Here is a 25,500-nt window from a genome sequence, read left to right as displayed (position 1 = left end):
ACAGTTCTTTTTAAAGAAACTGTTCAACGCGGTGTTCTCGGTTTATGTTGATGTCTAACTTCAACTATCCAGTTTTCAATGAACAATTCGTTTGATGATTACTCATCAATGGAGCCTAGCGGGATCGAACCGCTGACCTCCTGCGTGCAAGGCAGGCGCTCTCCCAGCTGAGCTAAGGCCCCTAACTACTTTAAGAGTAGACCTCTCAAAACTGAACAAAGTAAAGACAAAATGTGTTTTCCGTAATTTTCCTTAGAAAGGAGGTGATCCAGCCGCACCTTCCGATACGGCTACCTTGTTACGACTTCACCCCAATCATCTATCCCACCTTAGGCGGCTGGCTCCAAAAGGTTACCTCACCGACTTTGGGTGTTACAAACTCTCGTGGTGTGACGGGCGGTGTGTACAAGGCCCGGGAACGTATTCACCGTGGCATGCTGATCCACGATTACTAGCGATTCCGGCTTCATGTAGGCGAGTTGCAGCCTACAATCCGAACTGAGAACAGCTTTAAGAGATTAGCTAAACCTCGCGGTCTCGCAACTCATTGTACTGTCCATTGTAGCACGTGTGTAGCCCAGGTCATAAGGGGCATGATGATTTGACGTCATCCCCACCTTCCTCCGGTTTGTCACCGGCAGTCTCGCTAGAGTGCCCAACTGAATGATGGCAACTAACAATAAGGGTTGCGCTCGTTGCGGGACTTAACCCAACATCTCACGACACGAGCTGACGACAACCATGCACCACCTGTCACTTTGTCCCCGAAGGGAAAGCTCTATCTCTAGAGTGGTCAAAGGATGTCAAGACCTGGTAAGGTTCTTCGCGTTGCTTCGAATTAAACCACATGCTCCACCGCTTGTGCGGGCCCCCGTCAATTCCTTTGAGTTTCAGCCTTGCGGCCGTACTCCCCAGGCGGAGTGCTTAATGCGTTAACTGCAGCACTGAAGGGCGGAAACCCTCCAACACTTAGCACTCATCGTTTACGGCGTGGACTACCAGGGTATCTAATCCTGTTTGCTCCCCACGCTTTCGAGCCTCAGCGTCAGTTACAGACCAGAGAGTCGCCTTCGCCACTGGTGTTCCTCCATATATCTACGCATTTCACCGCTACACATGGAATTCCACTCTCCTCTTCTGCACTCAAGTCCTCCAGTTTCCAATGACCTTCCTCGGTTGAGCCGAGGGCTTTCACATCAGACTTAAAAGACCGCCTGCGCTCGCTTTACGCCCAATAAATCCGGACAACGCTTGCCACCTACGTATTACCGCGGCTGCTGGCACGTAGTTAGCCGTGGCTTTCTGGTTAGATACCGTCAAGGTGATAACAGTTACTCTATCACTTGTTCTTCTCTAACAACAGAGTTTTACGATCCGAAAACCTTCTTCACTCACGCGGCGTTGCTCGGTCAGACTTTCGTCCATTGCCGAAGATTCCCTACTGCTGCCTCCCGTAGGAGTCTGGGCCGTGTCTCAGTCCCAGTGTGGCCGATCACCCTCTCAGGTCGGCTATGCATCATGGTCTTGGTAGGCCATTACCCCACCAACTAACTAATGCACCGCGGGCCCATCCATCAGCGACACTTAAAGCGTCTTTTATGATCTCGCCATGCAGCAAAATCAATTATGCGGTATTAGCACCTGTTTCCAAGTGTTATCCCCCTCTGATGGGCAGGTTGCCCACGTGTTACTCACCCGTCCGCCACTCATTTCTTTTCGGTGGAGCAAGCTCCGGTGAAAAGAAATGCGTTCGACTTGCATGTATTAGGCACGCCGCCAGCGTTCGTCCTGAGCCAGGATCAAACTCTCAATAAAAAGTTGATAACATCTTACGATATTTAAGCTCATTTGTTTAAAACTTGCTAGCGAATTGTATTCACTAAATATGGTTTGTTCCTACATAGTAGAAACGCCCTACACATTTGGTTTGTCTTACTTTGTTCAGTTTTCAAAGGTCTAAACGTCGTTGCCGTAACAACTTTTATATCATACCAAGTTAACAAGCGTCTGTCAAGATTTTTCGTAAAATATTTTTAGAATTTTCTGATAATTTAACAGTCAACAAAAAATTAAAAATATTTATTTCTAAGAACAAAACTTTCAAACTCGTGTCTCAAGGACATGTATTAATATAACAAGTTTATTCGATATCGTCAACCTTTTTTTAAAAAATTTTTTCACATACTTTACAAGTATATTACAATCGTTTATTCGTTATATTTAAGATTTTAATTCAGTTCTCTAACCTTTTACTAGATATACCTACTATAATGCGAACGTTTATCGTAAAACTTAGAGTAAATACCTCAAAATAAATAAAAAAAAGTGAAGAAATTCTTCACTTTTTTATCTCATTGTTGGAAATAGTAGCACATCTCTAATTGATTGTGAGTTTGTAAGCAGCATAACTAAACGATCTATCCCTATTCCTAAACCGCCAGTTGGAGGCATTCCATACTCTAATGCTTCTATAAAGTCTTCATCTATTCCGTGAGCTTCATCATTTCCTAAATCTTTTTCTTTCATTTGCGCTTCAAACCGTTCTCTTTGATCGATTGGATCATTTAACTCGGTAAAGGCATTTCCATATTCTTTTCCTACTATAAATACTTCAAAGCGATCTGTAAATCGATCATCTTCTGGATTTTTCTTAGCAAGTGGAGAAATTGAAACCGGGTGACCATAGATAAAGGTTGGTTGAATCAATGTGTCTTCAACAAACTCTTCAAAAAATTCATTAATCACATGACCATAATCCATATGTTCTTCTATCGTAACATTATGTTCTTTAGCGATTGCTCTTGCTTCTTCGTCTGATGTTACATTCCAGAAATCAACACCTGTGACTTCTTTAATCGCATCAACCATATGAATTCTCTTCCATGGTCCTTCTAAGTTAACATCAACATCGCCGTATTGGATTTGTAATGTTCCTAATACTTTTTGAGCGACTGTTGTAATGATACCTTCTGTTAAATCCATAATATCTTTATAATCAGTATAAGCTGTATACACTTCTAACATAGTGAATTCTGGATTGTGTGTCGCATCGATTCCTTCATTACGGAATACACGGCCAATTTCATATACTTTTTCCATTCCACCAACGATTAAACGTTTTAAATGCAATTCAAGCGCGATGCGTAAATATAATTCCATATCTAATGCGTTATGATATGTAATAAATGGTCTTGCTGCTGCTCCACCTGCCATATTATGTAGGGTTGGTGTTTCAACTTCTAAATAACCATGGTCATTTAAGTAATTACGCACTTCGCGGATAATTTCACTACGTTTAACAAATTTGTCAAAGCTATCACGATTACTAATTAAATCTAAATAGCGTTGACGGTATTTTTGTTCAACGTTTGTTAAACCGTGATATTTATCCGGTAACGGTCTAAGAGCTTTTGTCAAGAATGTAAAGTCAGTTGGCTTGATTGTCATCTCACCCATATCAGTTTTCATCACTTGTCCAGTTACTCCAACAAAATCACCTAAGTCAGCTTGTTTAAATAGTTCATAGGCTTCTTCACCAATTGCATCTTTACGAACGTAAATCTGTACTTGCCCTTCTCTATCTTGTAAATGAGCAAACCCTACTTTACCTTTACCACGTTTTGTCATGATACGACCAGCAATTGTCGCTGTTAGGTTTAGCTCTTGTAATTCTTCTTTAGTTTTATCATCATATTTTTCATGCAATTCTTTTGCATTGGTTGTACGCTCAAAACGTGTTCCAAATGGGTCTAATCCCTTGTCACGCAACTCCGCCATTTTTTCTCGTCTAACGATGAGTTGGTCATTCATTTCTTGACGCTCTTGATTATCTTTTGACACGTTACTTCCTCCTATACATTTTTTGCCATTCTACTCTCTCCTATAATGCCACAAATAGCAAAAAAAAGGCAAGTTAATTTGCCTTTTTTATCCGACTAATCCTTTTTCTTTTACAACTAATACATACTCATCCAAAATCTGATTCATTTCTTCTTGAGTTGTCGCTTTGTTAACGGCCAATCGTGTTTTCGTTGCACGTGGAGCACCTTTTAAATAATACGCGGCATGTTGACGGAATTCTAAACAGCCAATTTTTTCACCTTTCAAACGAATTAAACGGTCTAAATGAAGTTTAGCTGTCTCGATTTTTTCAGCTGGGTGTGGCTCTTCTAACAACTCACCTGTTTCTAGATAATGCTGTGTGCGATAAATCATCCATGGATTACCTAACGCAGCTCGTCCAATCATCACGCCATCGCAACCCACATAATCAAGCATGCGTTTTGCATCTTCGGGGGTTCTCACATCACCATTTCCCATAAATGGAATGGTTAAATGCTTTTTAACTTCTCTTAGTACATCCCAGTTAGCTTTTCCTTCATACATCTGCACGCGTGTTCGACCATGCATCGCTACCGCACTCGCTCCTGCTTTTTCAGCAGCTAATGCATTTTCAACAGCATACACATGTTCTTCATCCCAACCAATACGTTGTTTAACTGTCACCGGAATATTCACAGCACTTGCCACTGCTTCTACCATTTCATATACTTTGTTTGGATCAAGTAACCATCTAGCACCTGCTTCAGCTTTAATGACTTTATTTACTGGACATCCCATATTGATGTCAATCATATCTGCGGTCGTGTATTCTTCGACAAATTTAGCTGCTTCGACTAAATTTTCTTTATTGCCACCAAATATTTGTAAACTAAGCGGATGTTCTGTTTCATCAATATAAAGCATTTCTAGTGTTTTTTTATTACGCTGTTGAATGCCTTTATCACTAATCATCTCACATACCACAAGCCCTGCACCAAACTCTTTAACTGTTACACGAAAAGCCGAGTTACTCACTCCGGCCATCGGTGCCACAACCACTCGATTAGGAATCTCGACGTTTCCTATCTTCCACATCGGGTTTCCTCCTCTTAAGACTGCATAGCCTCATCTCTTAATACTGATAACTCTTCTGCTGTATAATGATATTTTTCATTACAAAAATGACAGACAGCTTCTGCTCCATTGTCTTCTTCTATCATATTGGTTAATTCATCGACTCCTAAAGTAATTAAGGCTGAAGAAAAACGGTCTTTAGAGCAATCACATTGAAACTCAACTGGCATCGTATCTAAAATTTCGACATTTTCTTTCCCTAATAAACGATAAAGAATTTCTTCTGGTGTTTCACCTTGATCTAATAGATTAGAAACTTGTGGAATATCAGCTAAACGTTTTTCAATTTCAACTAGTGTTTCCTCTGAAGCAAACGGCATCACTTGAATCATAAATCCACCTGCCGCTTTTACAACGTCATCATTTTCATTATCAACTAATACACTTAACCCGACTGCTGAAGGAACTTGTTCTGATGTTGCTAAATAATATGTAAAGTCTTCAGCTAGTTCACCTGAAACTAATGGAACTTGTCCTGTAAATGGCTCTCTTAATCCTAAATCTTTTACCACACTTAGAGATCCATTTGTTCCCACTCCACCACGCACATCAATTTTTCCTAATGCATTTGCTGGTAAATTAACTTGTGGGTTTTTAACGTATCCCTTTACATGTCCTTTTGCATCAGCATCAATGACGATAGCTCCGATTGGACCATCCCCTTGAATACGAACAGTTAATTTTTCGTCACCTTTATGCATTGAACCTAACATCAAGGCTCCTGTTAAAGAACGACCTAGTGCCGCTGTTGACGTGCGCCATGTATCATGACGTTGTTGTGCTTCAGCAACTAATTCTGTTGTGCGAGTTGCCATCGCACGAATTTCTCCATTAAAACATAAAGCTTTAACTAAATAATCTGTTGTTTGTTTACTCATTTATCGTGCCTACTTTCTTTCTTTATTCTTCCCAATTAAAAAGTGGGCTATACTTTCGTATATCCCACTTATCATAACGTATTTGATTCAATCTTAAAACTATTTTTACTCAGATTTATCTTCTTTCACAGCTTCTTCATCTTCTTTAATCGATTGTGATAATTCTTTGTCGCGCTCATTTAAAGAATGCTCTGCTTCTCTTTCTTCTTGAAACTCGGCTTTTTGTTTTTCTGCGTCTTTTTTCTCTAACGCTTCTTTAACTTCTTCAAAAGAACCATCTTTTTCACTTGGGTACTCTTCTGGTTTATCATCACTTGGCATTTTACCTTCTTCAAATAATGATTTAATTTGTTTCGCATCAAGTGTTTCGTATTTAAGAAGTGACTCTGCGATTAATTTATGTTCGTCGCGGTGAGCTTCAATGATTTCAACTGCTTTTTGATGAGCACGAGTTAAGATATTTCTTACCTCTTCATCAATTTGGAAGGCGATTTGTTCTGAATAAGTTTTTGTTTGACCATAATCACGGCCAACAAATACTTGATGGTTTCCTTCATATTGTACAGGACCTAATGAATCGCTCATACCATATTCAGTTACCATTGAACGAGCTAAGTTGGTTGCTTGTTCAAAGTCATTACTTGCTCCAGTAGATTTTACACCAAAGATAATTTCTTCAGCAACACGTCCACCTAGCAACCCAACGATTTGTTCAAACATTTCGTTTTGAGTCATTAAGAAACGATCTTCTTTTGGTAAAGCAATCATGTATCCTCCAGCACGTCCACGTGGAACGATTGTTACTTTATGGACAATTCTTGCATCGCTTAACACTAACCCACAGATTGTATGGCCTGCTTCGTGGTAAGCAACCATTGAACGTTCTTTTTTACTAATCATGCGGTCTTTCTTAGCAGGACCTGCAATCACTCTATCTTGCGCTTCATCAATATCTGATGCATCAATTTTCTTTTTATTACGTCGAGCCGCTACAAGGGCAGCTTCGTTTAATACGTTTTCTAAGTCTGCACCGGCAAATCCTGGTGTTTGTTGTGCGACAACTTTTAAGTCAACATCATTTGCCAATGGTTTGTTACGAGAATGTACACGTAAAATTTGTTCACGACCTTTAACATCTGGTGTTCCAACGAGAACTTGTCTGTCAAAACGTCCTGGACGAAGTAAGGCAGGATCTAATACGTCTGAACGGTTCGTTGCGGCAATTACGATAACTCCTTCATTACCATTGAAACCATCCATTTCTACAAGTAATTGGTTAAGGGTTTGTTCACGTTCATCGTGTCCACCACCCATACCAGCACCACGTTGACGACCAACTGCATCAATTTCATCGATAAAGATAATCGCTGGAGCTGATTTTTTCGCTGTTTCAAACAAATCACGTACACGACTTGCCCCAACACCGACAAACATTTCCACAAAGTCTGAACCTGAAATTGAGAAGAATGGTACACCAGCTTCTCCGGCAACAGCTTTTGCTAGTAATGTTTTACCAGTTCCGGGAGGTCCTTCAAGTAACACACCGGCAGGGATTCTTGCTCCAAGCTCCACGAAACGACGTGGGTCTTTTAAGAATTCAACCACTTCAACTAACTCTTGTTTTTCTTCTTCAGCACCTGCTACATCAGAGAAACGAACGTTGATTGATTTTTTATCTGCTTCTTTTGTTTTTGTTTTACCAAAGTTCATGACACGGCCGTTTCCGCCACCTTGTCCTCCTTGTCCCATCATCATATAGAATAGGAACACCATTAATAATACTGGTAAGAAACTAAACAATAGTGATACCCAAACGCTGTTGTTAGACTGCTCTTTAACGACAAATTTGGTTCCTGATTCACTCGCTGTTTCACTGATATTTGCAATCGTTGCATCATTCGGTAAGACAGAGGTTGTAAATCGTTTTGATTTTACTTTTGTTTTACCAAATACTGGTAAGCCACCTGAATCAGTGATTTTTTGTTCTTCACGATACTCACCTGTAATTTTGTAAACGCCATTTGATGGCTGTACGGTGAAATCTTTGACTTGATCATCTTTTAATTGTTGATAGAACGTTGAATAATTTATAGTAGGAGATTGGTCGCCGCCTTGCCCAAAGAAGAAGTATACTATTGTAATCATTGATAAAAACACAATAATATAATACAGCGAGTTACGCATCCCTGAATTCTTTTTATTCATACATGTCCTCCTTCTCTATATTAAGTTTTTAGTTTGTAATCATTCCTAAGAAATCATTGTAACATTAAACGTTCGAAAAATTAAGCATTTTCGTATATTTCCGGTTTAAGTACACCGATATATGGAAGATTACGATAATCCTCTGCATAATCCAAACCATATCCGACAACAAACTCGTTTGGCACTTCAAAACCAACATAATCCGCAGCCATATCGACGACGCGTCCTTCTGGTTTATCAAGCATTGTCACGATTTTTACTGATGCTGCCTTACGGTGTTTTAGTAAATCAACTAAGTACTTCAATGTACGGCCACTATCAATAATATCTTCCACTAAGATAATATGACGTCCTTCAACCACTGTACTTAAGTCTTTTAGAATACGAACTTCCCCTGAAGAAACTGTTGCATTTCCATAACTTGATACATCCATGAAATCCATTTCCATATGAATTGGCATCGCACGAACTAAATCAGATAAAAACGGTACAGCGCCTTTTAAAATACCAACAACTAAAGGAAATTTATCTTGGTATTCACGACTAATTTCTTTACCTAAAACGGCAACACGTTCTTGTATTTGTTGTTCTGAATAAAATGTTTTTTCGATATCTTTTTCTAACATTGGGTTCTCCTTCCAAACTTACTCATCTTCTTGATACAAGTAGACAAGCTTATACTGTATTTTATCAGTTTCGTACTCAATACTCAAATAAGATTCTCTAAATGGCAAAAGCCACAGAAGACACCCTTTTTCATCAAAAACAAGCCAACTTAAATCACGTAATTTGATGGGTATTTTCTCATCAATAAAATAACGTGATACTTTCTTAGTCTGACCTTTACGATTATATACGAATCTGTCTCCATCTTCACGTTTTCTGACTCGAATTGAATGATTTTCACCATGTGTGTAGACCAACTCTTTATACCGCCACGATTCCAACTCTTCTGGTAACGTTTCTTTCCCTACTTCAAACAATCCTAACCACTGAGTATCAGATAAAAATGCCCCTTGATTTTTTTCAAGATGAATTTTTTGATGTTTTACTGTGTTATGACTTTTTTTAGAGACTGTTATACTATCATAAGTTTTTTCAATGAGCCAATTATTCGGTAATTGACTTGTTAAGTTTGGTTTATCACTTTGAATCATGCCTACTACCTGATTCACATGTTCATATCCGACAGGTAGTTTGGTTTTATTTTGAACATCTGTTAGTAAATATCGAATTACTTCAGATTGTATCGCTAAATTATGTCTTTTTAACGAAAGATAATCTAATTGCCATATATTATTTTGATAAGTCATCAAAGTGTCAATCAATGGCTTTAAAAGCGACTCTACAACCATAGCCTGCTGATTGACTTCTTCAGCAAGACGCACAATACTCTCGCCTATATTAGGATTTTCGCTCTCTAACATAGGACGCACATGATGACGTATACGATTACGTAAATAATGATTGGAAAAATTACTACTGTCTTCATAATACGGTATGTTTTCATCTGCTGCGTATAAATACAGTTCTTTTTTAGAAAAACTTAATAACGGTCGAATCACTTGATACTTATTCCCCAAAGCTCGACTTGTTGCGATACCACTTAACGTCTTAAGTTGATTTCCTTGGATTAAACGCATTAACACAGTTTCAATATGATCATCTTTATGATGCGCTGTTAACAACATCTGACTGTTTGTCTCTTGCATCACATCTTCGAAAAAATGATAACGAAATTCACGTGCTTCTTGTTCGATATTGTTTTTAATAGTCAACCCACTATCCCATACGCCTATATAAATAGGCAAACCACATTCTTTAGCATATTGAGCAACAAATTCTTGTTCTTCAAGTGATTCTTTTCTTAATTGATGATTAATATGTGCAACATGAATCGTTGGACGCATGTTTTCTGGTAATTGACATAATAAATGCAACAACACCATAGAATCTACACCACCTGAAACACCCACAACGATGCGTGTATCAGGCGTCAAATGATAGTCTGCCTTTATTATTTGTTGAAATCTCTGATACAAAAGACTCTCCTCCTACTTTACCGCATAAAAAAAGGATAAGAGCCACCTCTTATCCTCTATCTATTAGTTACGACGTCCGCCGCGTCCACCGCGTTTTCCTTCAGTACTACGTTTAAGTGTGCTTAATCTATCATCACTATCTTTTAAGAAATTACTCATCAATGAGTCAAAACTTTCTTTTTGTGGAGTAGCTACCGCTGCAGGTTTACGATTATTTTTACCACGATCATTACCGCGATTATTGTTACGATCGGATTGGTAGTTATTTGATGAACGTTTGTATTCTTTGCGCTCACGTTGTGCTGGACGTTCTTCTTCATTTGCACGTTTAATGGATAACCCTATCTTTCCATCATCACCAACACTCATTACTTTTACTTCAACTTCATCATTCACTTTTAGGACATCTTTGATATCTTTAACAAAACTATTTGATACCTCACTGATATGCACTAAACCTGTTTTTCCTTCACCTAAATCTACAAACGCTCCAAAATTAGTAATACCTGACACTTTACCAGATAACTTTGTCCCCACTTCGATTGACATAAAAAAATTTTTCCTCCTCGAATCCTCTTAATATATTATTTTTTATTAATCTTTTAAGTTGCCGCTAACTTTTAATTTGCACCACTTAATCCTGGGATGCTATACACTTGTTCGCCTTCTTTAGAGTAAAAATATTTTGCACGAGCGACTTTTTCAACATACTCAGGATCTTTCAACAATTTAACTTCGTTTTCTAAATCCTTTTTCTCTGACTTCACTTGTGCGTACTCTTTTTTTACTTCGGTATGATTTTGTTGTAATGACAACAAATGTTGCCCATTACGAAATAAATTAATTCCCATAAACGTAAATAAACAAAACGCTAACACAAACATAAGAGTTAAACGACGACGCTTATAAATCATTTTTTTTTGTTCACGCTGAGACTTCCCCATATCAGAAGGAGCTATTTCTTCACTTGTCTCTAAACTTAATAATGGTTTTTGTTCACTCATGATACGCTAGACTCCATTTCTGTGTATACTTGTGTTTATTATACCAACTCACTTCATCAATGTCTAATACTTATCGTTAGTTTTTAGTCTTGATTTTTGGTTTCACTGATAATTTCATATAAATCTTTTGCTTCATCTTTTTTGGTTGTGTCTTTTAAGTCTAACACCTTCACTTCTAAAGTTTTATTACCAAATATAATTGTAATAATATCGCCAACCTTAACAGAAGTAGACGATTTGGCTAATTTATGATTGACCTGAATCCGACCTTTATCTGCTATTTCTTTCGCGATTGTTCGACGTTTAATTATTCTAGAAATTTTCAAAAATTTATCTAATCTCATAATATCCCTCCAACGTTATAATGATTCTAATAAAAATGGTCATGTATTTTTTGACCGAATGGTAGCATATTCCATTCATCATAACTAAATATTTTAAATTTCACAATACTTATCATATAAACACTAACACCAATCAACACACCAACCAGCGTGACAACAAGTGTCATACCACGGTGAGCACTTAATAACCCTTGTGTCACACATATATATCGAAATAGGGACACTAACAGTGCCATCATACTTAAACTAGCCATTAGTTTGACAATAAACAGAGTCCCAACTGATAATCTAAATCCTTTTCTGACGAGGTAGTGATGTAATACCATTAAGCACCCTAATAAGCCAAGCAGTGTGCTAATACTTGACCCTAATGTGCCAAAATAGTAAGTCAATGCTGGTGTTAATATACTTTTTAGTAAAACACCAAAAATTGCCGCTACAAATTGGTAATGCACTCGATTTTGACTTTGATAAATCGTTTGATAAGTTTGAATCATAGACGCCACACTAACTGATAATACAAACAATGATAATGTCAACACACCATCATTATTACTAAATAACGTCACATTTACAAATGGAATTAATAACGCCAAGCCAACTCCTGCTGCCATCGATATGGCAAGAGACACTTTTAAATAAGACGTCACGATTGACTCATAATCAGATATTTCTTTATTTTTGTAATAATGAGTTAACGTGGGCATAAAGGTAGCTGTCATTGATACCGCAACTACTAAACCCAATTGCACAAGTGGTTGTCCTCTATCAAATACCCCTTTGGCAATTTTTGCTGACAAATCTGACATACCAGAAAAGACTAAATATTTTTTTATAGTAAATGAATCAATCAACTGAAAAACCACTAGGTATGCACTAAAAAAACATAGTGTCCCACCTTCGAATATCAATCGTCTAAGCAAGCTTTTTTGGCGGTCTTTTTTTCGTGGAAATGGGTAAAATGACGTCATTTGTCCTCTGGCGTGATACAATAGCACGCCAATCGCTACAAGTCCACCAATAATAGCCCCAGACGTTGCAATTCCCCCTACTTCATAAACATCCAAACTATTTACATAAAATAACCAACCAGCAAATAGAATCACACCAACTCGAATACCTTGTTCGACTAATTGAGACGTTGCAGTCGGGAGCATATTCATCTCACCTTGAAAAGCACCTCGTAACGTTGATAAAAACGGAACAAGCAGAAAAACAAATGACACAACACGGACTAAAGGAGTTAACCCCTTATCCCCCATCATCAAAGCCACAAGAGGTGCACCAATGAACAAACCTAGAAATAAGAAAACGGATAACACGCTGACATAATAAAAAAATTGATTCGTTAATCTTTTTTTCTCTATAGGAGACTCCTCACTAGCTAAAATCTTCGATAGAAATACCGGCATCCCTGATAAAGATAAGGTCATCGCAATCCCATATATCGGGTAAACTTGCTGATAAACGTAAAACCCTTCATCTCCCACTAAATTTTGAAACGGCACTCGGTAAACAGCACTTAAAATTTTGACAATAAATGATGTCGCAGTCAAAATCAACGTACCTTTTAATACCGTTTTTTCGACTTTTAATTTATCCATCGACTTCATCCTGTGTCTCTTTTTTTTCATATCTTTCTTGTCGCAACGCTTCGACAAATGCTGATAGTTCATGTAACCAAGTTGCAACAGACACATCTTTCGGTAGTTTCAATGTCACTGCCAAATGGTCATCTGTACTAATTTCAGCTTTTAAAGTGGTTTTAGATAAGGCTTTAAACAATTGTTCTATTGTATAAGCAGAGGTTCCTTCTTTACTTAGCTCAATATAAATCGATTGTTTTTTCTTTTGAATTTTATTAATCAAAGCAAAATCAGCATTCATTTTAATCAATCCAACCGTTAATAAATTAGCCACTTCATCTGGGTATTCGCCAAAACGGTCTAATAAATCAGCTTCCAACTCATCATACATCTCTTGATTTTCAAGCTGGCGAATGCGTTTATACATCTCAATTTTTTGACGTTCATCTTCTATATAATCACTTGGAATGTAGGCATCTATTCCTAAGTCGATTTCCGTCATAGTTTTTGTTTCCTTCTTATCAATCCCACGCTTACGATTAACTGCTTCATTAAGCATATGCGTATACATATCAAACCCGACTGAATCAATAAAGCCATGTTGTTGAGCACCTAATAGGTTTCCAGCACCACGAATAGATAAATCTCGCATCGCAATCTTAAAACCAGAACCTAGTTCAGTAAAATCTTTAATTGCTTGAAGTCGTTTTTCACTGACTTCATTTAATATTTTTTGTGGTTCATACATGAAATATGCATAGGCAACACGGTTACTTCGACCAACGCGACCTCTTAACTGATAAAGCTGAGATAGTCCCATGTGATCGGCATTTTCCACAAATAACGTATTCACATTAGGAATATCCACCCCTGTTTCAATAATAGTGGTTGTTACTAAAATATCGTATTCCCCATTAATAAATTCCATTAAGGCATTCTCTAATTGTACTTCCGTCATTTGACCATGAGCATACGAAATACGTGCATCTGGTAACAACATTTTTAACTCATCGACTTTTTGCTCAATCGTGTCCACTCGGTTGTATAGATAAAAAATTTGTCCACCTCGAGCAATTTCACGTTCGCAAGCTTCACGTATCGCTCCTGGATTTTTTTCCATTACATATGTCTGCACTGGATAACGATTAGCTGGTGGGGTTTCAATAACCGACAAATCTCTCACCCCAAGCATTGACATATGCAATGTTCTTGGAATCGGTGTAGCTGTCAGTGTCAATACATCCACTTGTGCACGTAATTGTTTTAGTCGCTCTTTATGTTTCACGCCAAAACGTTGTTCCTCATCAATGATAAGCAGTCCTAAGTCCATAAATTCTAAGTCTTTTGATAAAATTCGATGCGTGCCAACAATAATATCTACTTGACCTTTTTTTAATTGATCAATCGTTTCTTCTTGTTGTTTTTTCGTTCTAAAACGGCTCATCAAGCCAATACTAACTGGGAAATTTTTAAATCGGTCGAGCATGGTTTCATAATGTTGTTGCGCTAAAATTGTCGTTGGTACTAAAAAGGCTACTTGTTTGCCATCTTTAACTGCTTTAAACGCCGCACGTAAGGCCACTTCCGTCTTACCATAACCCACGTCTCCCACTAACAGGCGATCCATTGGACGTTTTTTCTCCATGTCCCGCTTGATTTCTTGAATACTACGCAACTGATCATCCGTTTCTGAATACGGAAAGGCATTGTCAAATTCATGTTGATAATCATCATCTGGTGAAAAAGCATACCCAACTTCTGCTTCTCTAGCAGCATATAACTGAATCAAATCATCTGCGATATCTTCAACTTTAGCCGATACTTTTTTCTTTGTCTTCGTCCACTCGCTGCCACCTAATTTATTAATACGTGGTGCTTTTGATTCTGATGCCACATATTTTTGAATCAAATCAAGTTGCGTCACTGGAATAAATAATTTATCGTTGTTTTGGTAAAGGATAGTCATATAATCTTGATGCGTACCACCACTGAGTAATGTCTCCATCCCAATGTACTTACCAATCCCGTGATTAGCATGAACCACGTAATCTCCAGGACTTAATTCGTTATAACTTTTTAGACGTTCTGCGTTTGAAATAGTTTGTTTACGTGCTTGACGTTTCGTTCTAGTATGAAGAATTTCTTTTTCAACCAACACGACCAAATTATCTTGCGGTAGTTCAAAACCTGACTCTAGTAACCCAACTTGGATTTGAGCCTGTCCTTCTAGCAGCTCTTTCTTACCACTTACTACAACAGAAATACCCGCATCAATGAATAAACGTTCAATCGTTTTACTTCTCTCATCATTTTCAACTAACACAACTACTGTTTGTTTTTGTTTTGCCCAACGATCCATCTCTGCTTTTAATAATGGTAGTTGACCGAAAAACTGTTGCATCGAGCGATACTCAAAAGGATACACTGCTGAAAAACGTAAATTCCCCATTCCTTTTTGAAATAAAGAGAAAAACGTACGATTTTGCGGCATTTTTTTCATAATTTGCCTGAAATCACCACCAAGTGTGCGATCTTCAAAAACAGGATTATCTTCTAACTTAATCGTTAACCATTCAGCTTCTTCTCTTAATATTTCTTTTTCTGTATCCATCATCCGACTATAATCATCAAATAATACCAAATCATCAACTGAAAGGTAATCACTTAAATGATATTTTTCATCATAAATCAAGTCAATATACTGGCCAATGTCATCTGTTGGGTGGCCATTTTCCCATTCACCCACTGTATAGTTTTTATAAGCTGTTAGCTGTGCTTTTTTGTCTGGATCTTTTATACCATCCAATTTTTCGCTTAAAGACGCATCAAGCTCTTTTGAAGCATTGGCTAACTGCTCTTTCGTCACCACTTGGTCCATAGCTGGTGGAATCAATATATTCTCTACTTCTGACAATGAACGTTGCGTTTCGGCATCGAATAAACGTAATGAATCCACCTCATCATCAAATAAATCAATACGAACAGGATACTCACTAGTTAAAGGATAAATATCTACAATACTTCCTCTGATACTAAATTCTCCAGGCTTACCGATCATTTGTTCTCGAACGTAACCTAAAGAAACTAATTGCTCAGGTAATGTCGTTAAATCAAGTGTGCCTCCAACTGAGATTTGCAATATGTTTTCTTTCCAATTGTTTGGTGATGGTAAAAAGCGTCTTAGCCCTGCTAAAGGAGTCACTAAAATACCTGGTTCATCATTATTTAAAAACACTAAACTGTTAATTCGCTCAGCTAAAGCCTCAGGAGAAGAAAAAGACATCTCTACTGCGGCTACTTCATCGACTGGAAAAAAATGCAAATAAGACTCATCAACAACATGTTGTAAGTCATCCATTAACTTTGTCCCATAATATAGATTGGGGGTAACAATCATTATTTTTTTATTTTTTTGTAACAACGTCGACATAACAAGTGTTTTGGCTGAACCTGCTAAACCGGTAACAAGCTGCGCCTTATTTGTATCAATGGCATGATACCATTGATTGACCTGTTCGTCATGTTTGATAATGGATAATAATCCTTCATTGAGGTACATTACTTAATAGTCCTCCTTATTTTTTACTATTATATTGATTCATTGTATCGACAAAAGAATGACCATTTACCCAATATAAACTGGCATCTACAGCTAATTTAACAGCGGATAACATGTCTTCATGTGTATCTTTAGGAAAATTCCCTAACACGTGTGCAATCACTTCTTCTCCGCGTTTTGGTCGATCAATCCCAATACGTACACGATTAAACTCTTGTGTGCCGATATGAGAGATTAAGCTCTTTATTCCATTATGTCCACCAGCACCACCCTTTTGTCGCAATCGTATTTTACCAACAGGCAAATCTAAATCATCATAAATCACTAATACATCTTCTGGAGACACATTATAATAAGTCATCAATGGACCAACACTACGCCCTGATTCATTCATGAACGTTTGAGGTTTTACTAATAACACTTTCTCACCGTTTACAAAGAATTCTGCTATGTCTGCTTCAAATTGACTTTTATTGAATGTAGCATTTTCTTGATATGCCATTTCATCTAGTGCGATAAAACCAATATTGTGCCTTGTCGCACGATACTTCACTCCAGGATTACCTAATCCAACAATTAATTTCATCATATATTCTCCTATAACATCAAAAAACACGGGTTAAAGACACGTGTTCCTGCATGGTATTTGACTAAAAAATATTTCAAATAATTATACCATACCTTTACATTTACTATGAATAATAACTATTAATTAGATTTAGTTAACGTTTGTTTAATAGACTGTTATTAGGTAAATGACCTTTTTCTTGGGTTTTTCAGATTTTTAGTGGTATAATTCGTATTGGAGTAAATAAAACAACAAGGAGCGATTACATGAAACACTCAAATATTGATCATCAAAAAATTATTGTTGTCGGCAACGGAGCAGTTGGTTCAAGCTATATCTTTGCATTAGTGACACAAAACATCGCACAAGAGATTGGTATCATTGATATTGACGTCAACAAAGCTGAAGGTGATGCCCTTGATTTATCTCACGCATTAGCGTTCACCTCTCCTAAAAAAATATATGCTGCAACTTATGATGATTGCAAAGATGCTGATATCGTTGTGATTACAGCTGGTGCAGCACAAAAACCTGGTGAAACGCGTTTAGACTTAGTCAATAAAAATTTAAAAATTTTTAAATCAATCGTAGATGACATTGTTGCTTCTGGCTTTGATGGCATTTTCTTAATTGCAACAAACCCTGTTGATATTTTAACTTATGCTACTTGGAAGTTTTCAGGATTTCCGAAACATAAAGTGATCGGTAGTGGGACATCTCTTGACTCTGCTAGATTTAGACAAACTATTGCTGAATTAGTTGATGTCGATGCACGTAACGTTCATGGGTATATTCTTGGTGAACATGGCGATACTGAGTTTCCTGTTTGGTCACATGCTAATATTGCCGGACTACAAATTTACGAATGGGTGTCAGATCATCCTGAAATCGACGAAGAAGAACTCGTTAATATTTTCTTTAAGGTACGTGATGCTGCCTATACGATTATTGATAAAAAAGGGGCAACATTCTATGGTATCGCCGTCGCTCTTGCTCGTATCACAAAAGCGATTCTCTATGATGAAAATGCTGTATTACCATTATCTGTTTATCTAGATGGTCAATATGGGTTAGACGATATTTATATTGGAGCTCCTGCTGTTGTTAACCGCCAGGGAATCAGTCATGTCATTGAACTCCCACTAACAGATGCTGAACAAGAGAAATTTGATTTATCTGCTGAACGTTTAAAACAAGTATTGGATGAAGCTTTCAAATAAACTGAATGACGAAAAGACTGGAATAAATACTTTTCTAGTCTTTTCTTATTTTTTATTAACTAAAAAAGATATGGAAGCACTTATATTGTTTTTAATGAAGAATATGTTACAATAATGTTACAATTTTTATTATGGGAAGGGGCTTCATATGAAACGAAAATCGTGGTTATTAATACCACTAGTCTTGGTATTAATTATTGTAAGTATTTACTCGTATTTCGCAATCATTTATCAAAATAAATTCTTACCCAATACAACAGTTGGTCAAATCAATATTAGCCAATTGTCTAAGAAAGAAGCAATCAAAAAAATAGAGGATAACGTCCATCAAGATGAATTCCTTGTTTTAGATAGTGGGAAGACATGGAAATCAATTCCTAAACAACAATTAGGCATTACATTTGATGTTGATAAAACAGTTGATAATACTATAAAAAAACAAAATCCTTGGTTATGGTTTATGAATTATATTAATAAACCCAAAAATGTACCAATCATTATGACTGATTACAATAAAGATGCACTAGCTAAAGAAGCAACTGAACTGAAAACAACATTAACTGAATTTAATAAAAATCGCACGCCAACTAAGAATGCGATGATTGAAATGAAAGATGGTACATTCCAAATAACAAATGAAGTAGCAGGAAATACGATTGATATAGATAAATTTGTTTCTGCTTTTGAATCGCATGTTAAAGAAGGCGAAGGAACAATTGAGTTAGAGACATATATTCAAAAACCAACTGTCCTAGCAACTGATAATAAATTAAAAAAAGAGTTAGAAGACATTAACAAATTAACAGACGTTAGCGCAACTTATCTTATCAATGGACAAGAAGTTGCTATCCCTAAAGAAACAATCGCTAGTTGGTTAACAACAAACGAAAAAGGCGATGTCGATTTAAAGAAAGACCTTGTAAAAGAGTATGTTACTCAATTAGGTCAAACTTACAATACAAGTACTAATCCAACGAAATTTAATAGTACAAAACGTGGTGAAGTGACTGTCCCTGCTGGCACGTATAGTTGGACTATCTGGACTGATAATGAAGTTGAGCAATTGACTGAACTTATCTTATCAGGCAAAGGATTTACAAATCGTGTCCCTGCTTATCAAGGAAGTACAACACCAGAAACACCATTAATATCAAATACATACATAGAAGTTGATTTACAAGCTCAGCATATGTGGTATTACAAAGATGGCAAAGTAGCTTTAGAAACACCTATTATTTCTGGTAAACCAAGTACTCCGACACCACCTGGCGTATTTTATGTTTGGAATAAAAAACGGAACGAAATTTTACGTGGTGAAGACTATGCTAGTCCTGTTGATTATTGGATGCCTATTGATTGGACAGGTGTTGGAATTCATGATTCCCCTTGGCAAAATGCTAATGCATACGGTGGAACATCATACACAACAGTTGGCTCTCATGGTTGTATTAACACTCCTCCTGATGTTTGTGCCAAGTTATTCAATATGATTGATGTAGGCGTGCCTGTTGTTGTCTTTTAAAAACAAACATATTCAGTAACGGTTCTATAACCAGTCGTATGAATGGGCAGAAAAAGCTCTTTATCAACTATTGTTAGCAATGGTTAAAATATTAGACTTATAGGGATATAGAGACTAAACCAAAAATAGCTTTTAAAATGAAAATCACTAGACTAACAAAACAAAAAAACCATGAAATCAGTATTTTTAATAAACTGATTTCATGTTTTTTTTCTATTTTAGGACTTTTGGGATCAGTCTCTTTTTATAAGTTTTGAAAACTATCTGCTATTTATGGAGGGCAAAACTTATAAAAAATTATACATAAATTTTTTAATCTCCCCTATATATCATTTTATATAACTATCACTAATCAATACTTACTAATTATCTAAATATTACATTAATAAAAAATAAATAACTTACACACAAAAGTACTAAAAATCCAATATATATTGATATTACTTCAAATGTGTATCCAGTCCTTGGAAGTGTGTAAACAATATCTTTTTTATTTTTGACTACCATTTTAACTGCTTGTTTAGACGTTATCTCAAATCGTTGCGGACTATTATCTAACTGATATCCCGTAGGGGCAGTCGTTTCAACAAAGTAATATGATCCCACGGATAAACCACTGTACGCTATAATACCTGCTTCATTCGTCGTTAAGTTACTAGCTAATTCTTCCCCTGATTCATTATACAAACTAAAAATTGCACCAGACAATAACTCATGGCTCACCGCGTCTTCCTTTATTAATTCTACGGAACCTGTTTCTTCAGACACTCGCTCATTGCCTAGTCTTAAACGCACAACTTTACTGGTCTCGCCGCTTTTTATCTCAAATCGTTGCGGACTATTATCTAACTGATATCCCGTAGGGGCAGTCGTTTCAACAAAGTAATATGATCCCACGGATAAACCACTGTACGTTATAATACCTGCTTCATTCGTCGTTAAGTTACTAGCTAATTCTTCCCCTGATTCATTATACAAACTAAAAATTGCACCAGACAATAACTCATGGCTCACCGCGTCTTCCTTTATTAATTCTACGGAACCTAATTTTGGAAAAATTGGGTTCGGATCCCATCTATGTGTCTCACTATTTATGTTAATATTCCTACCAATTATACTTCCATCTAAATTTTGATTGACATTTATATTAGCTTTTGGGGCTAAAATAGTCCCTAAAAAAGGAGCCTCTATATTTAAATTTTTCGTGCTATTACCAAAGTTCCATATCAAATTTGCATCTGAAAAATCCTCTGTCTCATGATTGCTACGTTTGTTATATTCTATTTTAGAACGTACATTTAATGTATGATTTTCTCCTATCACATTCATGATTATGACTTTATTATGTGGATTAATAATTTGAAAAGGTGTGTTAATTTCCAATAATTCACTATTGATATCTATAAAAATAACATTTTCTTCACTATCAGGCACTACATATTTTCTAATATTTTTATCTTTAAAGCTGTCACTATTTAAGTAAATAGTACTTAACATAAAAAAATTAGTTGCTTTTTTTCTAATTCATTAAATTCATGCTTAAAATTTATATAGTTGTTATCTCTATCCTGGTAAATGGACGTTTTAGACACATGGTCTAATTTAATCCCATTAATAGAAACAGCACGACCATTATCAATGATATCTATTACATTATCTTTTCCAACTACAAATTTCGTAGAACGTTGATTAGTTTCCTCCACAAATGAGGAGCTAACAATACTATGAATTTTATTCAAATAAACAATTTCTTGTTTTAATATTCCCTCACGAATATCTGTGCCAAAATTTGAATTTGCAAAAAAGTGATTACTTGCAATATTACCATTAACGTGTGCATTTACTTCAACACTGTTCTCAGCAAAAATATGAAATCTAGATGCTATACCCAACTCCCCTAAATTATCTCCTACATCAGAATAAACATCTCCTCCTTCTGGATATGAAAGTTGATTGGCTAGAACATCCGTTTCAAAATTAAATAAAAAGAATAGTAGTAAGATGAATAATTTTTTTTCCACTTTTCTTCCTCCTTTTGTTATTAAAATCACAATTTCTATATCATAATTATAACACCAAATATAAAAAAATGTTTTTTATATAAACTTTAAATAACTCACATTATATTTATAAGCTAATAAAAAATGGACAATATTTTGTGTAAATAAAGATTTAGAATAGAAAAAGAAAGTCCATTCTATAAAATTAAAGTTACTACACACAAATTTTGTAGAAGGACTTACTCATGAAAAATTTTACTAAGTAATTATGGAAACACTAGTCAATAAAGACAATTTAAATGATTTATTTTTCCACCATCTGGAGTTTAGCTATTAACTAAGTATTAAAACCTAAAAAGACAGCTTTTCTTTGGTTAAGCATAATGTTATACTTCTGTCGCCTCCAACACCTAGTTTAAATTTATTTTCCATTCTTTACCTACTTTCTACAGTTCATTATGTTATGATTTTACTTAAAAGGACGGAATTATGAAATAACTAATAAAAATATTCTTATCAACTGTTTTATCATTGGCATGATTGCTATCTATTGTCTCAACATATTTACTAAAGGACGTCTTGATACATTATTTGAATTAGATTCTAACAAAATACTTAAACAACACCAAATCTATCGTTTAGTTACATTTGGTTTCTTACATGGTGGTGTTATTCATTTAATTGGTAATCTCTTAATTATAAGAAATATAGTGTATCCTTTTTTTCAAAATAAGCTTTCCTTCTCTTCTTTTCTAGGCATATTTGTTATGAGCACTTTCATAACTGGGATAGCACTAATTACTTATTATTCTAAAAATTCTTTTACTTTTGTTGGGTCATCTGTTGGTTTTTATGCGTTTTTTGGGTTAATGTTAGTTTTTTATATTAACAAAGGATGGGATTATTTTAATCTAAGCATTGGTCAACAACCATTTTATAATAACGGTCTAGTTTGGGCGATTGTCATCTTCTTTTTAGGAAGTTTTATCACGTCTTATTGGGAAAATTTCAAGCAATTCTCCGGATTATTTGCACATAATATTAGTTTTCTCACTGGTATTATTATTGGAGTTATCATTAATTTTGGTCGTTAATAGATTTTTTCAAAATAGACACATTCTAACAACGTATCTTTTGTTAATTTCTTGTTATATTTTTCCAATAAGAATGAGTAGTAACGTGTATGGATATCTAGCCAATTCTGAAATGTCCCATCTCCTTCAGCTTTGGCAAATTCCTCCGTCACGTCGCCGAATTTTACTACCTCAACAGATATAACTTGAACTCTACAAAGCTGTTGATCTAATCCGTTATTTATTTCCCATATATCCCCTATACAAGATAATTCTCTTTCTGTTTTTAGCTCAAATAACGAAGACGTTGCTGTTTTTTCTCCCATTAAAACAAGACTTGCCAACTCATTCTGTTCCTCTACTGTTCCACCAAATTTTACTTTACTATTCATTCTTTCATCCCTCTTTGGTACCTAATATATCTACCAACAGCCATTCCAATAAACAGTACAATAAGTAGGTATCGATTTTGTTCATCAACAATTAAACTTGCATTTCCTAGAATAATTGAGATAACCACATAAAACAGAGAAACTGCTCCAATAATTGAGGCAGAATCTGTTATCGCTTGAATCACACTACTTGTTCTTTCCTCCACTACTTTTTCCTCATTCGTATGAGTGATAATCTTAACCTCTTTCTTTTTAATAACTGTTAAATAAAAATATATTCCTAATAAAACAATACTCGAAAAAGGAACCAAGATGATTAATATAACACCCAAAATAATTAGCGTTGTTTTTGAAAAAAATCGCAAAAAATTTAATTCAATGGTATCTTTCTTTAGTTTTTCACTCACTTGTTTATCCCCTTTCAACATATAGTCTAAAGAAATGTCATACAGTTCACTTAGACTAATTAAACTTGAAATATCTGGAATATTTTTTCCGACTTCCCAACTCGATACAGTTTGTCTTGTAACGTTTAATTTTTCTGCGACATCTTGCTGAGTTAAACCTAGTTCATGTCGTTTTTCCTTTAGTATAGTTTCTAACATATTTTCTCCTCCATCTATCTATAAAGTATATGATACTACGAAATATCGCTAGCAACTATCTCTTGCATCAGTAAAACACACTAGCAATTTGAAATTGCGCCTTATATAACAAGGGTTATACTAATAATAGTACAAAAAATCACCAACCTTCCATCATGAAGATTGGTGATTTTTTCTATTAACCAAATGTTCGTTGATAAATATCTGATGCTAAGTCTGATAAACTGTCGATTTCACTTCCATTGCTAATCAAGATTACCATTTTCCCGCCTGACTTATCTAGTAAAACAGAAGATTGATAGTTACCAAGACTCCCATTGGTTTGTAGTAGTTCATCATTGCCCCAGAAAGCCCCACTATACTCTGGATTCCCTTGTATTAAATCAGAAAATTCATCTTTAGTAATCAATGTTCCATCAGTTAAGCCCTCTAAATAAGTTGCCAAATCTTCTGCCGACATCAATACATTTCCGGCACCGATTAGACTAGAGTACAAAGGTTTAGCTGCAACAAAATCATCCGTTCCTGTAGCATATTCACCTAGTAAAATGGAACTATTGTATGCTTTTGCTACTTTTTTATCTGACACGGTATCCCAGAAAAATGTATTAGATAAATGTAGTGGCTCAATGATTTCTTTGGTAAACAATGTTTCGTAGTCTTCTCCTGTAACAGTCGATAAAATACCTGCTAATAAAGAATAATTAGCATTAGTATAGCTAAAACTCATTTCACCTGTACTCTCAAGACTCTCTAAAACATAAGCCATTTGTTCTTTTTGAGTTTTTAACACGTCATCTGGTGCTATTTCACCCATTCGAATACCTGATGTTTGGTCTAGCAAATCACGAATGGTTATCTTATCACTGTACGAAATATCCGGATAAAAGTCCGAGAGTTTCGTTTCATAGGTTAATTTTCCTTTTGAAATTTCCTTTGCTATCAATGTTGCAGTCATCATTTTTTGCAAAGAGGCTACAGGAAATAGCGTGTCCAATGTGTTTTTTTCCCCTGCTTCATAATTACTATATCCATAAGCTGAGGCAGATAAAATATCACCATTTTCAAGCACCATCGCGACACCATTATAATTTTCATCGGCAAAATAATCATCTAGACTAACTTGAAAAGAGGTATCATCTTTTTCATTAGCAGCTAACACCTCATCTTTTATGATATTTTGTCGATAATAATGATTTAATCCTAACAATAATAAGACTGTTGCTAAAGCTGTTAGCGCTATTTTTCTAGCTATCTTTTTTTTCACGCCCTGACCTCCTTTGGGTAAACGATACGTTCAATTCACATGTATTGTAAAAGACTTTACTTAAATAAACCTTAAATCTATGAAGTCTATCGTATATTTCTATGCTTCTTTAATAAACAATTATAGACAAATTCACTCGGCTAGCAAATAATTTAACTTTTATATCTCTATCTTTGGTCATAATACCAACTATATTTATTCTAGTATAGTATTCCATATCAAACAACATAATGATACAATAATCATACTTTAAAAATAATCAGAGGTCACAATAATGAA

20 protein-coding genes, 1 tRNA gene and 1 rRNA gene are annotated in these 25,500 nt (G+C 35.7%); 3 read left to right on the top strand and 19 right to left on the bottom strand.

The genetic code is table 11. The annotated features are described in order from the left end of the window. Positions 1 to 109: 109 nt before the first annotated feature. The 14 genes from BW731_RS06415 to pth all read right to left on the bottom strand — a co-directional run bounded on the left by BW731_RS06415 (position 110) and on the right by pth (position 17,160). Positions 110 to 182, bottom strand: a tRNA-Ala gene (locus BW731_RS06415). A 74-nt stretch (positions 183 to 256) separates the two neighbouring features. Next, positions 257 to 1,815 (bottom strand): 16S ribosomal RNA (locus BW731_RS06410). A 531-nt stretch (positions 1,816 to 2,346) separates the two neighbouring features. Beyond that, complete coding sequence (gene lysS, locus BW731_RS06405; protein WP_408645967.1) at positions 2,347 to 3,810, bottom strand: lysine--tRNA ligase; 1,464 nt, start codon at positions 3,808 to 3,810, stop codon at positions 2,347 to 2,349. A gap of 117 nt (positions 3,811 to 3,927) precedes the next feature. Next, complete coding sequence (gene dusB, locus BW731_RS06400; protein ID WP_079346660.1) at positions 3,928 to 4,917, bottom strand: tRNA dihydrouridine synthase DusB; 990 nt, start codon at positions 4,915 to 4,917, stop codon at positions 3,928 to 3,930. Positions 4,918 to 4,931: 14 nt separating this feature from the next. Continuing rightward, the gene (gene hslO / locus BW731_RS06395) at positions 4,932 to 5,834 is read right to left on the bottom strand and encodes an Hsp33 family molecular chaperone HslO (protein ID WP_079346658.1); all 903 of its coding nucleotides are present in this window, start codon (positions 5,832 to 5,834) and stop codon (positions 4,932 to 4,934) included. A gap of 105 nt (positions 5,835 to 5,939) precedes the next feature. Beyond that, on the bottom strand, positions 5,940 to 8,039 hold the full coding sequence (gene ftsH / locus BW731_RS06390) for an ATP-dependent zinc metalloprotease FtsH (protein WP_079346656.1): 2,100 nt from the start codon (positions 8,037 to 8,039) through the stop codon (positions 5,940 to 5,942). Positions 8,040 to 8,119: 80 nt separating this feature from the next. Continuing rightward, a complete protein-coding gene (hpt, locus tag BW731_RS06385; RefSeq protein ID WP_079346654.1) occupies positions 8,120 to 8,665 on the bottom strand; it encodes a hypoxanthine phosphoribosyltransferase in 546 nt (181 codons plus the stop codon). 18 nt (positions 8,666 to 8,683) lie between these two features. Next, positions 8,684 to 10,081, bottom strand: a complete 1,398-nt coding sequence (gene tilS, locus BW731_RS06380; RefSeq protein WP_079346652.1) for a tRNA lysidine(34) synthetase TilS — start codon at positions 10,079 to 10,081, stop codon at positions 8,684 to 8,686. A gap of 63 nt (positions 10,082 to 10,144) precedes the next feature. After that, positions 10,145 to 10,630 (bottom strand): S1 domain-containing RNA-binding protein, encoded by a 486-nt coding sequence (locus BW731_RS06375; protein WP_071456007.1) that lies wholly within the window; start codon positions 10,628 to 10,630, stop codon positions 10,145 to 10,147. A 71-nt stretch (positions 10,631 to 10,701) separates the two neighbouring features. Then, positions 10,702 to 11,085 (bottom strand): FtsB family cell division protein, encoded by a 384-nt coding sequence (locus BW731_RS06370; protein ID WP_079346651.1) that lies wholly within the window; start codon positions 11,083 to 11,085, stop codon positions 10,702 to 10,704. 83 nt (positions 11,086 to 11,168) lie between these two features. Further along, complete coding sequence (locus tag BW731_RS06365) at positions 11,169 to 11,429, bottom strand: RNA-binding S4 domain-containing protein (RefSeq protein WP_079346649.1); 261 nt, start codon at positions 11,427 to 11,429, stop codon at positions 11,169 to 11,171. 26 nt (positions 11,430 to 11,455) lie between these two features. After that, positions 11,456 to 13,033: a putative polysaccharide biosynthesis protein gene (locus tag BW731_RS06360; RefSeq protein WP_158080170.1), complete on the bottom strand. Its 1,578-nt coding sequence runs from the start codon at positions 13,031 to 13,033 to the stop codon at positions 11,456 to 11,458. Then, a complete protein-coding gene (mfd, locus tag BW731_RS06355; RefSeq protein ID WP_079346645.1) occupies positions 13,026 to 16,574 on the bottom strand; it encodes a transcription-repair coupling factor in 3,549 nt (1,182 codons plus the stop codon). The genes BW731_RS06360 and mfd overlap by 8 nt, the downstream gene beginning before the upstream one ends. Before the next feature lie 16 nt (positions 16,575 to 16,590). Then, positions 16,591 to 17,160, bottom strand: a complete 570-nt coding sequence (gene pth, locus BW731_RS06350) for an aminoacyl-tRNA hydrolase (protein ID WP_079346643.1) — start codon at positions 17,158 to 17,160, stop codon at positions 16,591 to 16,593. 248 nt (positions 17,161 to 17,408) lie between these two features. Between pth and BW731_RS06345 the strand changes: the two genes are divergently transcribed. Continuing rightward, positions 17,409 to 18,362 carry an L-lactate dehydrogenase gene (locus tag BW731_RS06345; protein ID WP_079346641.1) on the top strand — a complete coding sequence of 318 codons (954 nt, stop codon included), beginning with the start codon at positions 17,409 to 17,411 and terminating at the stop codon, positions 18,360 to 18,362. A gap of 148 nt (positions 18,363 to 18,510) precedes the next feature. Continuing rightward, positions 18,511 to 19,884: a L,D-transpeptidase family protein gene (locus BW731_RS06340; RefSeq protein ID WP_079346639.1), complete on the top strand. Its 1,374-nt coding sequence runs from the start codon at positions 18,511 to 18,513 to the stop codon at positions 19,882 to 19,884. A 366-nt stretch (positions 19,885 to 20,250) separates the two neighbouring features. Here BW731_RS06340 and BW731_RS06335 read toward each other — a convergent pair whose 3' ends face one another. Next, positions 20,251 to 21,381 (bottom strand): SpaA isopeptide-forming pilin-related protein, encoded by a 1,131-nt coding sequence (locus tag BW731_RS06335; RefSeq protein WP_079346637.1) that lies wholly within the window; start codon positions 21,379 to 21,381, stop codon positions 20,251 to 20,253. After that, entirely contained in the window at positions 21,375 to 21,905 is a 531-nt protein-coding gene (locus BW731_RS06330) for a hypothetical protein (RefSeq protein ID WP_079346635.1), read from the bottom strand. Before BW731_RS06330 ends, BW731_RS06335 begins: the two co-directional genes overlap by 7 nt. Before the next feature lie 515 nt (positions 21,906 to 22,420). On the opposite strand from BW731_RS06330, the gene BW731_RS06325 reads away from it, so the two are divergent. Next, the gene (locus BW731_RS06325; protein WP_079346633.1) at positions 22,421 to 22,978 is read left to right on the top strand and encodes a rhomboid family intramembrane serine protease; all 558 of its coding nucleotides are present in this window, start codon (positions 22,421 to 22,423) and stop codon (positions 22,976 to 22,978) included. On the opposite strand, the gene BW731_RS06320 is transcribed toward BW731_RS06325, so the two are convergent. From BW731_RS06320 to BW731_RS06310, 3 genes are all read right to left on the bottom strand, one after another. Next, on the bottom strand, positions 22,975 to 23,349 hold the full coding sequence (locus tag BW731_RS06320; protein WP_079346631.1) for an ASCH domain-containing protein: 375 nt from the start codon (positions 23,347 to 23,349) through the stop codon (positions 22,975 to 22,977). The two genes, BW731_RS06325 and BW731_RS06320, sit on opposite strands and share 4 nt — an antisense overlap. Then, positions 23,346 to 23,954 (bottom strand): helix-turn-helix transcriptional regulator, encoded by a 609-nt coding sequence (locus tag BW731_RS06315; RefSeq protein ID WP_079346629.1) that lies wholly within the window; start codon positions 23,952 to 23,954, stop codon positions 23,346 to 23,348. The genes BW731_RS06320 and BW731_RS06315 overlap by 4 nt, the downstream gene beginning before the upstream one ends. A 178-nt stretch (positions 23,955 to 24,132) precedes the next feature. Further along, positions 24,133 to 25,221 carry a serine hydrolase domain-containing protein gene (locus BW731_RS06310; RefSeq protein WP_079346627.1) on the bottom strand — a complete coding sequence of 363 codons (1,089 nt, stop codon included), beginning with the start codon at positions 25,219 to 25,221 and terminating at the stop codon, positions 24,133 to 24,135. Positions 25,222 to 25,500: the final 279 nt, after the last annotated feature.

The sequence above is a fragment of the Vagococcus martis genome (assembly GCF_002026305.1).
Lineage (GTDB): Bacteria > Bacillota > Bacilli > Lactobacillales > Vagococcaceae > Vagococcus > Vagococcus martis.
This window is presented reverse-complemented; position numbering and strand designations above follow the sequence as displayed.